The sequence below is a fragment of the Flavisolibacter tropicus genome, from assembly GCF_001644645.1.
GTDB lineage: Bacteria > Bacteroidota > Bacteroidia > Chitinophagales > Chitinophagaceae > Flavisolibacter > Flavisolibacter tropicus.
Map to the genome: position 1 here is coordinate 420,336 of NZ_CP011390.1, position 12,982 is coordinate 433,317.

Annotated in this window: 7 protein-coding genes and 1 tRNA gene; 1 reads left to right on the forward strand and 7 read right to left on the reverse strand. The window is 40.5% G+C overall.

Going from position 1 to position 12,982, the window contains the following annotated elements; genetic code table 11:
• Positions 1–73: 73 nt before the first annotated feature.
• A complete protein-coding gene (locus tag SY85_RS01740; protein ID WP_066401500.1) occupies positions 74–2,662 on the reverse strand; it encodes an outer membrane beta-barrel protein in 2,589 nt (862 codons plus the stop codon).
• 150 nt (positions 2,663–2,812) lie between these two features.
• A tRNA-His gene (locus SY85_RS01745) sits at positions 2,813–2,886 on the reverse strand.
• A gap of 563 nt (positions 2,887–3,449) precedes the next feature.
• Between SY85_RS01745 and SY85_RS01750 the strand changes: the two genes are divergently transcribed.
• The gene (locus SY85_RS01750) at positions 3,450–5,600 is read left to right on the forward strand and encodes a carboxy terminal-processing peptidase (RefSeq protein ID WP_082886702.1); all 2,151 of its coding nucleotides are present in this window, start codon (positions 3,450–3,452) and stop codon (positions 5,598–5,600) included.
• Between the two features lie 49 nt (positions 5,601–5,649).
• On the opposite strand, the gene SY85_RS01755 is transcribed toward SY85_RS01750, so the two are convergent.
• From SY85_RS01755 to SY85_RS01775, 5 genes are all read right to left on the reverse strand, one after another.
• Complete coding sequence (locus SY85_RS01755) at positions 5,650–6,159, reverse strand: DinB family protein (protein ID WP_066401501.1); 510 nt, start codon at positions 6,157–6,159, stop codon at positions 5,650–5,652.
• Positions 6,160–6,231: 72 nt separating this feature from the next.
• Positions 6,232–7,953: a S8 family peptidase gene (locus SY85_RS01760; RefSeq protein WP_066401502.1), complete on the reverse strand. Its 1,722-nt coding sequence runs from the start codon at positions 7,951–7,953 to the stop codon at positions 6,232–6,234.
• A 119-nt stretch (positions 7,954–8,072) separates the two neighbouring features.
• On the reverse strand, positions 8,073–9,431 hold the full coding sequence (locus tag SY85_RS01765) for an OmpA family protein (protein WP_066401503.1): 1,359 nt from the start codon (positions 9,429–9,431) through the stop codon (positions 8,073–8,075).
• A gap of 43 nt (positions 9,432–9,474) precedes the next feature.
• Complete coding sequence (amaB, locus tag SY85_RS01770; protein ID WP_066401504.1) at positions 9,475–11,001, reverse strand: L-piperidine-6-carboxylate dehydrogenase; 1,527 nt, start codon at positions 10,999–11,001, stop codon at positions 9,475–9,477.
• Positions 11,002–11,010: 9 nt separating this feature from the next.
• On the reverse strand, positions 11,011–12,930 hold the full coding sequence (locus SY85_RS01775; protein ID WP_066401505.1) for a TonB-dependent receptor plug domain-containing protein: 1,920 nt from the start codon (positions 12,928–12,930) through the stop codon (positions 11,011–11,013).
• Between the last annotated feature and the right edge of the window lie 52 nt (positions 12,931–12,982).

The following is a 12,982-nucleotide window of genomic DNA, read 5'->3' on the forward strand; positions in this document are numbered from 1 at the left end:
TTTTCAAAAATAGGCAAGGTGAAATAAAAAAGTCCTGCTTATTGCAGGACTTTAAAAAATTAAATTGTTTGAATTACATACCGCCTTCCATTTGTACATCGTTCTCTGCCCGGGTATTCTTGCGTTTAAACAAGCTGGCATCAAACTTACCAAAACGGTAGTTGAAGTTCAGGCGGAACACCTGAGCATCTCTACGACGGCTGATATCTTGAATAAAGTAGGTAGATTCACTATAAGCGTTATATAGCTTGGTTCTGAATATATCGTTGACATTCAGAGATAGGGAGGCCACTTTGTTTTTTAAGAAGTCAAAACGTAAAGCAGCATCAACACCATAGTTTGGCTTGATATAACCTTGGGCAGCTGAAATGCCTCCTCCGCCAAACATACCACCGCCTCCAAACATACCGCCACGGCCACCACCGCCGCCGCTTCCGCTGCCGCCTGGCGAGGAAATGATTTTAGAAGTGTAGTCTCCCGATAGTTGAAGTGTAAAGTTTTTAGGCAGCTTAAAGCTATTATTCAACTTAACAAAGTAGCTTAAAAACTGATCAGGATCTTTTTCATTTTCCAGGTCTATTTTAGACGTAAATAAGTTTACGTTCGTTGTTACATCCCAGAATTTAGTTGCCTTATTACGACTAGTTAACTCTAAGCCTGTTACGTAACTTCTATTGGCATTAATATAGGAGTTTACTATAACGTTACCTTTTACAATCTCATCAAACTCTCTATACTGGTAACGCGTAATCAGGTCGTTCGTGTTTTTGAAATAAACTGATGCAATAAAATTATCGCGATTCTTAAATTGATGAGAATAGGAGAGCTCAAGCGAATTGGTGAACTCTGGATTTAAATCAGGATTTCCGCGGCTGATATTGAAAGAGTCGGAATAATCAGTGAAAGGAAATAATTGGAAAAAGTTGGGTCGATTAATTCTGCGGCTATAATTCAATTGTAAGTCTGAAGATTCACTAAGCTTTTGACTTAAGAACACGCTTGGGAATAAGCTTATTGGAAACTCTTTTTTGAATGATTCCTTAGCATTTAACACCCCCTTATTCGTTGAGCTTTCGGCCCGTAGTCCCAATTGATAACCGAAGTTCTTGATGCGATTAGAGAATGTAGAATACACCGCATAGACTCTGTCTTCATTTGTATAAAATACAGAACTATCTTCTCCCTTAATGGTATAGTTGGTTAGGTTGTCAATTTTACGGATAGCAGCTCTACCCCCTAATTCAAACTTGGAGTTTTTGCTGATTGGGTTGGTATAGTCTGTCTGAAAAACAATATTCTGATTAGTTCCCGAACCTGATTGAATTTGATTGTAAACTCCAAGTGGCTTTGCTACAGGAGTTACCAGGTTATTTTCTGTGCGGATGGCACTGCTGTTGCTATTTTCACCATTGTTATAGGTAACGTCAGCCGTCCACTCGTTACCAGCTTTAGGAAAATTGTGTTTGAAGCTTAATTGTGTTCCCCAATTTTGAAACTTATTGATGGAGTTACTGAATCTTGGGTTATATCTAGATGTATCTGTTATAGTATGATCCTCGTTAATATAGATATCACTTTCTGTATAAGGCGACATTTTGCCCTTAGCGATATTACCGCTAATCGTAATTGTATTTCGATTATTAATGAAATAATCAAAGCCGGCTCTTCCAAATCCAAAGTTGCCCTTCATTGTTGATTCATCATTTTGAGTAGATTTAACCGTAATAGAATCAAACGTAGTGCGGTTGGTTGTTCCTTCACTAATAGATTTTCTTTGGGCAAGCATACCAGCGGCAAAGAAGTTCACCTTGTTTTGACGCACATTAATGTCGCCACCAAAACCCACACGTCCTCTTGAGTCCACATTAGTTCTCAGGTTACCGGCATAGCCTACACGTTTTTGTTTCTTTAAAACAATGTTTAAGATACCGGCAGTACCACCAGAAGCATCAAACTTGGCTGAAGGGTTGGTAATGATCTCAACACTTTCAATAGCATCAGCAGGAATCTGCTCAAGCGTAAGGTTTGTAGGACGACCATCCACAAATACCTGTGGCGCGTTGTTACGCAGCGTTACGTTACCATCAATATCTACTGAAATAGAAGGTACATTCTTCATTACATCTACTGCTGTACCACCTGCAGATGTAATGTTTTTGTCTACGTTAAATACTTTGCGGTCAATACCCATTTGTAAACCGGGTTTGGAAGCCGTTACTGTAACACCCGCTAAAACCTTATCATCAATTTCCAGCTTGATATTACCCAGGTCTTTATCAAAAGCGGCTAACATAGCACTTGGGTCGCTTCCTTTAGCTGGCATTTCAAAGTTTACTGGCTGCTCATGGGTTTTATAACCGATACCAGTAATTCTCAATTTGTAACGTCCCATTACAGGAACGTTTTCAATGCTAAACTCTCCATTAGATGAGGTAAGCATACCGCCAACAACTACTTCCTTACGCTTTTTGGTAGCTGTGTCCATCCGGTCTTGAGCCAAAACAATAGATGCTGCTTCTATTCCTTTATTGGAAGCATCTACTACTTTACCATAAAATCGGCCAGAGGGCATTTGGCCTCCGCCACGGTTCATGCCACCAGGCATCTGGGCAAAGCCAACTATTGAAACTAAGAAACTAACTACAAAGGCAACAATCTTCATGTACTGTGTTTTAGGATACAAAACGATGGGCAAAGGTAATGCAGAGTATGAGGAAAGGCAGAGCTTTAACTATAATTAACGTTAGTTGCCGTTTATAAAGTTGTTGGGTACTGTTAGAAAGAAAAAAGCCTTGCGTTTGCAAGGCTTTTGGGTGGATGACCGGGTTCGAACCGGCGACCCTCAGAACCACAATCTGATGCTCTAACCAACTGAGCTACAACCACCGTTTGAGGAGTGCAAAAATAAAGAAATCGAGTTAAATAATTTCAATTTTTTAAAAATAAGGTTTAAAAAAAGTTTTAAGCCTTCAACCAAAACATGAAATGAGGGCTTTTTAAAATTCTATCTATACTACTTCTATTGTTACCTTATCCCGAAATATCCCGTATATAAGCTGTATATAACCTGTATATAATTCGTATATATCTCGCCCCTAATAGAGACGGGATATATACCGGATATATAGGAATTGTATAGCAGAAAAAAATGATATTGACTATAACAAAGCAAGGGATACCCCAAGATACTATATTAGCTTAACTCCCAAATGATCTGATCATAAAAAACGGGTAGATTTATAAACGATTATTTACTTGGATGCAGCTAATAACCGACAAAGAGTACATGTTGGTGCTTGGTCAGTTGTTTGCAATGAAATGATTACTACTTTTAATTCAAGTTTCCGTTCATCAAAAACGTTTGTTAAACAGAACATATTAACATGCAAGGCGTTGTTTTTGCCTTAAATTTGGATAGTATGCCTCAGGCGATTAAATATATAATGAACATGAAAAGACTCCCGTTACTGTTGTTGATGCTGGCAGGTGGAATTTTTTTAGCATTCCAAACCCTAGGAATTGGTAAGGCAGCGCCTCCCTCCAAATACGAACGTATCCTTCAAAATGTGGGCGTGTTATTAACACAAGGCCATTTCAGCCCCAAAGACATTAATGATGATTTCTCAAAAAAGATCTTTAATAAATATTTTGAAGAGTTAGATGGTGATAAAAATATCTTCATGCAAGAAGATATTGATGCATTGAAAAAGTATGAAACACGCCTGGATGATGAAATGAAAGGTGCTCCAGTGGAATTTTTCTTAGAAGTGTCTAAGCGTTTTAATGCTCGCGTTGAAGAAGCTTCTAAGATCTATAAAGATATATTAGCTCAGCCGTTCGACTTTACAGTAGACGAGTCTATTATTACTGATAATAAAAAGATCAAATTCCCCACTACACAGGCGGAGCGCAAGGAAATGTGGCGTAAAAAGCTAAAATACCTGACCTTGGATCGTTATGCCGAACTTTTGGACATCCGTGAAAAAAATAAAGGCAAGGACAGTTTTGTAGTAAAAACAGATGCCCAGTTGGAAAAAGAAGCACGCGATAAGGTGTCTAAGATCATGGAGCGCACATTTGAACGTTACAAGTTCAAGTTTAATGATGATGATAAGTTCAGCATTTATGTGAATACCATCACACAAACCATGGATCCTCATACTGAGTTCTTTGCACCAGTAGAAAAGCGATACTTCGATGAGCAACTCAGTGGTAGCTTCTCTGGTATTGGAGCTTCTCTTCAATATGATGAGGGTAATATTAAAATTGCCAGCTTACTTACTGGTAGCCCAGCTTGGAAGTCTCAACAAATTGAAGTAGGTGATGTGGTAATGAAAGTGGCTCAGGCAAACGATACAGCTGTAGAGCTGACGGGTTATGTGGTAGAAGATGCTGTTAAGCTGATCCGTGGTAAGAAGGGGACACCGGTAACTCTTACGCTGAAAAAGAAAGATGGTAGCTTAAAGAATGTAACCTTAATTAGAGATGAGATCAAGCAAGACGAAACTTTTGCACGTAGCGCTGTTATAGAGAACGGTGCTAGTAAGGTTGGATATATTTATTTACCAGAGTTTTATGCCGACTTCGAAAATCCAAATGGAGCGCGGAGTGCTGATGATGTTGGTAAAGAGATCTTGAAACTAAAAGCTGCTAATGTTGACGGTTTAGTAATAGACTTACGTAATAATGGTGGAGGTTCTCTATTTGATGTGGTGAAAATGGTAGGCTTTTTTATTGAAGACGGCCCTATTGTTCAGGTGAAAGATAGAGAAGGTAAGCCAATGGTTATGCGCGATAAGGACAACGGCATTCTTTACGATGGCCCTTTAACTGTTTTGGTTAATGAGTTTAGTGCCTCCGCTTCTGAAATCTTTGCAGCCGCTATTCAAGATTATGGTCGTGGTGTAGTTATTGGAAGTTCCAGCACTTATGGTAAGGGTACTGTTCAACGTAACTTTTCTTTAGACCCAGATGCAAATATTTTATCGTCAAACTCGGAGTTAGGCTCAGTAAAATTGACCTTGCAGAAATTCTATCGTGTAAATGGTGGTTCTACACAATTGAAAGGTGTAGTACCTGATCTGGTGATCCCTGATCAATATGAATATCTGAAATTCAGAGAGCGCGATAATGAGAATGCATTGCCCTGGGATGAAGTAAATAAGGCTACCTATAAAGCATGGAACGGTGGTTACGATCTGAATACAATTAAAAACTTAAGCAATTCAAGAATCGTTAAGACTCCAGCTTTCCAAAAGATCAAACAGAAAACAGAGTGGCTGTCCAGTCAAAGCGACAAAGAATATCCGCTGCAATTAGCCAAATTCCAAAAAGAGCAGGTAGAAATTAAGGCTGCTGTAAAAGAAATCGATTCGCTTTTAAAGCTGAATACTGATTTGAATATTGCCTTCCTAAAGCAGGACGCTGATCGCTACGCTCTGGATAAGGCTAAGGAAGATCGTTATAACCAGTGGTTAAAACAATTGAAAAAGGATATCTACCTGGATCAAGCTGTTAAAGTGATTGGTGATATCAATAGCCAAAGAAACCTGGTTAAAGGACAGGCTACTAAGCCAGAAAAACCAGTTAAGTCATTCTAAGTAACAATAGTCGTAATAAAAAACCCAGCCAATCGGCTGGGTTTTTACTTTATAAGTAACGTTCTTTAATGATTTCCAGGTGGTGTTTGGCATGGCCGGCTACTATAAAGCCAATGCCTTTTACATAGATGGGATTGTTATTTGCAACGCCATCAGCGTTTAATTGCTCTTCATTCATTGAGGCAAAAAGAGATAGGGTAGCGGCCTGTACTGTTTTCAATTCATTCAGAATACTTTCTTTTGAACGGCTATTAGCATCGGATGCGTTTACATAATCGTTTTCTTCAAAGCCCGGTAAAGAGCCTTTTTCGCCTCTTGAAAAACATAAGGCACGGTAGCAAAAGATCCGTTCCGCATCTGTAATGTGCTGTACCACTTCCTTGATGGTCCATTTATCGGCTGCGTACTTGTGTGACCATTTATCATCAGGAAGTTCTTCCAGGAAACTGTTCAATTCGGCTTGTAATGAATGTAAAGCTTCAGATAAGTCTGTTTCATTGATCTTTTGGATGTACTTGTGATAAAAGGTAGGAACGCGGGTTAAGTCTACGGAATGCATAATCGTCTAATTTGACGTGAAAATAAAAAACCCCGGCTAATTGCCGGGGTTTAAAATATGGATAAGTATTATTTAGAATGACTTAACTGGAGTTGCTACTTTTTTAGGAGCTTCTTTTGCTTTCTTATCTTTTTTAGGTGTGCTTACAGGTGCGCCACCTTTACCACCGCTGATCTTTTCAGCTAATTTCACGGCTTCAGCAGCATTTAATAAACCACCTGTTTTGCTTAACTCAGAAAAAGGAACCGTATTACCTGTAGTTGGGTTTTTTACGTCTCCAATGTTTGTTATAGCACTATTCTCTATAACATACTTCACTTGCTGAGCTGTCAGGTTCGGGAAGTAAGACATTAAGAAGGCTGCTGTACCTGCTACTACAGGAGATGCCATACTAGTACCTTGCAGATCTGCATACGTATTACCACCGGGAACTGTAGCATAGATCTTTACGCCTGGAGCAAAAACATCTACTTCGTTCTTACCATAATTGGAGAAATAGGCAACCATACCACCTGCTTTAGGATCGCCACTGGCGCCTACTGTAATCCAATTGGTAGCTCTTGTAGTTGAACCTTTGAAAACAGGAGTAGGGAAGTTGGCTGTAGTATCTACATCTGCTGCGTCGTTACCAGCTGCATGAACCAGTAATACACCTTTGCTTTCCGCATATTTCACAGCATCGTCTACCCATTTCTTTTCAGGAGAATAGCTTTTTCCAAAACTCATATTGATCACCTTGGCGCCATTGTCTACGGCATAACGAATAGCTAAGGCAATATCTTTATCGTGCTCATCGCCATCTGGGACAGCACGTATGGCCATGATACGTACATTGTCAGCTACGCCATCCATACCCTTACCATTCTTGCGTAAAGCACCAATGATACCAGAAACGTGCGTGCCGTGCAAAGCTGAGCGCTCATCTACCATAATGTTGTTGTTTCCATAGATACGATCGTTAATATCATCTTCGTTATCCTTTACGATATCGCCACGATAGTTCTTTGGCGCCGATGTAGCTGCTGTAGCTTTTTTCTCCTGACCGGCTAAGTATTCTTTAAAATCTTCCAAGAAAGCCTTGTTAGACATGTCTTTTATGTCATTGGCTGTAAAAAAGAACATGAAGCCCGTTTTTGCTTTTTTGGCTTCTTCTGTAGTTGGGGTAAACGCCTCTAGCTCTTTACCGGTATACACTTCTTTGCCAATGGCTTTTTGTAATAGGCTATCACTTTTTATAGCGCCTTCATAGGTACGCTTTAAGAAGATAAGCTCTGTAACACTGGTAGCCTGATCGCCACCCAGTATTTCTTTCTCTGCCTTCTTCCACATTGCATATAGGTCCTGGTCATCCTTACTTAAAGTAGAAGGGTCTATAACCTTGCTGAATTTATCTTTATACTTGTGATATACACGGTGTAATTCATAGGAGTCTTCTGTTACATTCCGGCCATCTTTACCGCCTAAGAAGTTCCAGCCGTGTACGTCATCTATATAACCATTATTATCGTCGTCAATACCATTGCCTGGAATTTCTTTAGGGTTTGTCCATAGAATGGCTTTTAAGTCTTCATGCAGGGTGTCAATGCCAGAATCTATTACTGCAACCACTACGGTCTGGCTCTTTTTGCCTTTTACCAGATCATAGGCTTTATCCATACTAATGCCATAATAACCATCTTTGGTTTTATCCATTAAATGCCATCCTCTTGGCACATCACTCGATTGTGCCAAAGCCGCAAAGCCACAAGAAACTGCAAAAGCGCACAGGACGGATTTCTTTAAGTGATTTAACATGTTTCGTTATTTGAGATTCAAAATTGGGTATGCAGTAAAAATAAAAGAAACCGTTCATAGAATAATGTCAAAAAAGCCCCGTATTAAGGGGCTTTTATAAAAAACTATGTGAAGATTTCTTATTTTTCTATACTTATTTCAACTCTGCGGTTTTGGACATTGGCTTTTTCCGTTGCACCTTTTACTATAGGACGTGTAGAGCCATAGCCAATAGACGTTATTCTATCTGCTGCAATTCCTTTAGAAGCCAGGTAATTTTTTACATTATCAGCACGATCCTGAGAAAGTTTAAGGTTAGACTTTGCATTTCCTTCTAATGAAGAGTGACCTTCTACTTTGATCTTTACATCAGTATCTTTTAATAATGTAACAATCTCGTCCAGTACTTTATAAGAGTCTTCTGTTAATGCAGCTTTTCCAAACTTAAATGCAATTTGTTTTGCATTCATATTGATCTGCTCAACTACTTTCTGGTCTACAACTACTTCTTTTTCCTTCACTATTGGCTGAGGTTCTCTTTCAACAATGGGGCAACCATTATTTGTTTTTGGACCAGCTTGCGTTGGGCATTTATCTTCTTCATCATTTATGCCATCGCCGTCAGTATCAGGTATGGGGCAGCCGTTGTATTTTGCTGTTCCAGCTACAGCTGGGCAATGATCTTTATCGTCTGCAATACCATCACCATCTTTATCCGGACACCCATTGGTAACCAATGAGCCAGCTAAGGTAGGACAGGCATCTACTGTATCGCTTATGCCATCATTATCACTGTCAATAACTTTTACTGGTTCTTTTCCAGGTTTTGCTCTGAATATGTAGATGCCCAAAGTAGCACCCCAGCTATCATGTCTGAAGTTTTCACCTGTTCTATCATAATAATCAGAGAGGCCTTTTGAATAACTACCCGTGAGGTACACATTCTTCAATTCAAAACCTGCAAATCCGGTTAGGCTAATAAAAGAAGACTTGTAACGACCTGCGCCTTTACCCACCAACAGGTTTTCCTCTCTTTCTTCTTTTATATGGTTGAGCGTATCTACAGTGGTAACTGTTTCGCTACCTGATACAAAGACAGAAATTTGCGGTCCGCCACCTACAACAAAACTGATACTCTTACTTAACGGCAGTTTATAAGCAATGCTAAAAGGAAGGTCCAGGTAATGTTGCTCCTGATTGGCATATACATAATGAGTCTTAGTCAGACTTGTATCTAATGTAATGGCTTGATTTTGTCCTCTTTTGTAATAGCTTAAACCTGTTTGAAAAAACCAACGATTATTCAACGGAATATCTGCTGTCACTCCAAAATGCCCGCTTTTTTGCGGAGAAGTAGCCGCATTTTGAATGTTTTGAGTCGTATAAAACTCAGTACTGGCAAAGGCCTGGTGATAGCCACCTGTAATACCGACACGAACCTGTGTGTGTCCATAAACAGAAGCCAGTAAAGTGACAAAGCAGAAAGTTAGTTTTTTCATAGTAGTAATTCCAATAGGGTTACAATTAGCAACAAGATAGTGTTTATAAATCGAACTTTATACCCTGTGCTAACGGCAAGCTAGTAGTGTAGTTTATAGTGTTGGTTTGGCGACGCATGTATATTCTCCACGCATCACTACCGCTTTCACGACCGCCACCTGTTTCTTTTTCACCACCAAAGGCACCACCAATCTCGGCTCCAGAAGTGCCAATATTGACATTGGCAATTCCGCAGTCAGAGCCAGCAGAAGAAAGAAACTGTTCTGCTTCTCTCAGGTTAAGTGTCATGATGGAGGATGAAAGACCTTGTGGTACTCCATTTTGAATGGCAACAGCTTCTTCAAATGTCTTATACTTCATTAAATAGAGTATAGGGGCAAAGGTTTCGTGCTGCACAATTTCATAATTAGGTTGCGCTTCAGCAATACAGGGTTTTACATAACAACCACTCTCATAGCCAGATCCTTCCAGTACACCACCTTCTACTACAAACTGGCCGCCTTCTTTCTTACATTTCTCAATAGACTGTAAGTATTGGTCTACAGCTCCTTTATCGATCAATGGGCCTACGTGGTTGTTTTGGTCCAGCGGGTCACCAATGCGTAATTGTTTATACGCTGCTACCAGTTTATTCTTGAAGCTATCGTATACATCTTCATGTATAATCAAACGGCGCGTGGTAGTACAACGCTGACCGGCAGTGCCAACCGCACCAAATACACAGCCTATTAAGGCCATATCCAGATCAGCATCTTTTGAAATGATAATGGCGTTGTTTCCACCTAGTTCTAATAACGAACGACCCAGACGGGCACCCACGGCTGCTCCAACGGCCTTACCCATGCGGGTAGAACCTGTGGCAGAAACCAGCGGTATACGCGTATCATTGGCAATGCGTTCACCAAGATCCCTTTCACCTATTACAACATTACAAACGCCTTCAGGAACATTATTCTTAGCAAATACTTCTGCGACGATATGTTGACAAGCAATTGCGCATAATGGAGTTTTCTCTGAAGGTTTCCATACGCATACATCACCGCATACCCAAGCCAGGGCTGCATTCCAGCTCCATACAGCAACCGGGAAATTGAAAGCAGATATAATACCCACCACGCCCAGTGGATGCCATTGTTCATACATACGGTGACCGGGGCGCTCACTATGCATGGTTAGGCCGTGTAGCTGGCGGGAAAGGCCTACGGCAAAATCGCAGATGTCAATCATCTCCTGAACTTCACCGTAGCCTTCCTGCAAGCTTTTACCCATTTCATATGATACTAGCTTACCTAAAGGCTCTTTGTATTTACGGAGCGCTTCTGCCACCTGGCGAACCACTTCACCGCGCTTTGGTGATGGCCATAAGCGCCACTCCTGAAAAGCTTCACCAGCTTTTTGCATAACGGCCTCATAGCCCTCTGCATCCGTTACTACCACATTAGCAATGTGCTGACCATTTACAGGAGAATTGGAAGTGATGGTTTGCCCGGTAGAAGCCAACCATTGAGCACCAGTGCTGGTACCTTTGTTTGTGTCCGTAATGCCTAAAAGCGTTAGTATATCTTGCATACCAATTGATTAAAGTGTGAATTTAGCTCCAACTAATAACCAACGACCCGGCATTTGAGCGCCAAAAAGGTCGCTGTAGTTTTCATCAAAAATATTATCTACTTGTGTAAAGATGCCTAATTTCTGGTTTAAAAACAGAACTTCAGCTTTTCCATTGATCACAAAGTAGTCTGAATTCATCTTGGTAATAAAGGCGGTAGCGGGCTGCTCTGCTCTATTTTTATAGATTCCATTGGTGCTGATACGGAAACGTGGCGTTGCATACTGCAAAGTGAAATTTGTTTGGAAGCGGGCATGGGATAAGATGTAAAAAGAAGGATTAGCTTCTGAGCTTTTACTTTTCAACCAAACCAAGCCAACGCTGCTCCAAATAGATTGCTTATTGGCTAAGGCCTTAGTGAATTGAACATCCGTTTCAATACCTCTTGTATTTACTTCATAAATATTCTTTGCTAAAGCATATGAATTGCCTGGTACCAGATTATCCTTGTATTTAATTTGTGCATAAGGAGTATATACATAATCAATCAGGTTTTCCTGGTCGCGTTTGAAATAGGAAGCAGAAACTTTAAATAGTTTGTTTGCGTAAATATCTACTCCTGCCTCATAGGCAAGCGAACGCTCTGCTTCTAAATCGGGATTTCCAATCGATTGCATATTAGGCGTATTCTTCTGATTGTAGTTGTTGTAACGCTCGGTAAAGTCGGCATCACGGATAGTTTTACCTATGCTACCTCTGAATTGGAAAATATTTAGGTTATAGGACAAGTTCAATTGGGGAACCAGTTCTGCTCCCCGGTTCTCGTTCCAGTCTAAGCGAATAGCAGGAGAGACGGTGAACTCGTCATTAAACGTGTGATTAAAAGTAGCAAACCCTGCCACAAGTGCTTCCTGGTGGTTTCCGCGGTTATTTGACACTAATTGGCGATTTACATATTGTGCCCCAGTTGTTAGAACTGATGCAGGAGCGAAGCGGTGCTCATATTGCAACAAACCTTGCCAGATGCTGCTATTATTTGCATTAGCCGGATACATGCTATTGAAAGCAAATCGGTCTTCTGCTTTCTTGTAGCCACCATTAAGACTTAGTTTGTTATTGTTTTTCTGATAGGCTACACGGAGCGTATTCCAGAATGAGGTTACTTGCTCATTTGCGGTATCAGCAATAGATCTGGTGTAAAAGTTTTGAGCACCGAACTTGCGATCGTCGTAACCGCTACGCAGGGCTACATCCCAGTTGTCACTAATACGATGGCTTACAGAAGCTGAAGCCGTATTCAGGTTAAAAAAGCCTCTTGTTCCTCTTTGTTGTTGTCCATCAGCATTATTGGTCATAAAACCACCGCCAACGGCTGTCTTACCATTATTGTAAAAGCCGCCGATATTGCCATTGATTAAACCATATTCACCAACGGCGAATTGTGCACTGGCTTGTTTTTGCTTCTCTTTACGAGCAGCAAAGGTTTTTGTAATAATATGTATAACGCCACCCACTGCTTCAGAGCCATAGATAGCAGAAGAAGCGCCTTTTAATACTTCAATACGGTCGATTTCGGCTGGTGAAATGGGTATATAGCTATTAAAATGGCCTGTTAGAGGGTCATTTAAGCGCATACCATCCAGCACTACTAATACTTGTTGGAAAGTACCACCGCGGATCACAAAATCGCTTTGAACACCCATAGGGCCACGCGCTTGAATTTCTAGTCCGGGTAAGTAGCGCAATAATTCATCAATGGAATTCACAGGCAGGTTGTTAAACTGTTCTCCCTTAATGGTTACAATGTTTCTTCCAGTTTTAGAGGTGTTTAAGGGGCTAATACTGGAGGTAACAGTCACAGGATCCAGGTCTAATTCCTGTTGTGCGGATGCATTCATACAGATACTAATCACGCCGGCACTAACAAAAGCAAATCGTTTGTTTAACATGTTAAGGTTTTGTGGGCGCAAATATAGGCTGAACAGGGATTTGAGACATTTT

Coding starts and splice junctions, on each gene's coding strand:
- SY85_RS01740 (WP_066401500.1), bottom strand. CDS start 2,662: ATGAAGATTGTTGCCTTTGTAGTTAGTTTCTTAGTTTCAATAGTTGGC.
- SY85_RS01750 (WP_082886702.1), top strand. CDS start 3,450: ATGAAAAGACTCCCGTTACTGTTGTTGATGCTGGCAGGTGGAATTTTT.
- SY85_RS01755 (WP_066401501.1), bottom strand. CDS start 6,159: ATGCATTCCGTAGACTTAACCCGCGTTCCTACCTTTTATCACAAGTAC.
- SY85_RS01760 (WP_066401502.1), bottom strand. CDS start 7,953: ATGTTAAATCACTTAAAGAAATCCGTCCTGTGCGCTTTTGCAGTTTCT.
- SY85_RS01765 (WP_066401503.1), bottom strand. CDS start 9,431: ATGAAAAAACTAACTTTCTGCTTTGTCACTTTACTGGCTTCTGTTTAT.
- amaB (WP_066401504.1), bottom strand. CDS start 11,001: ATGCAAGATATACTAACGCTTTTAGGCATTACGGACACAAACAAAGGT.
- SY85_RS01775 (WP_066401505.1), bottom strand. CDS start 12,930: ATGTTAAACAAACGATTTGCTTTTGTTAGTGCCGGCGTGATTAGTATC.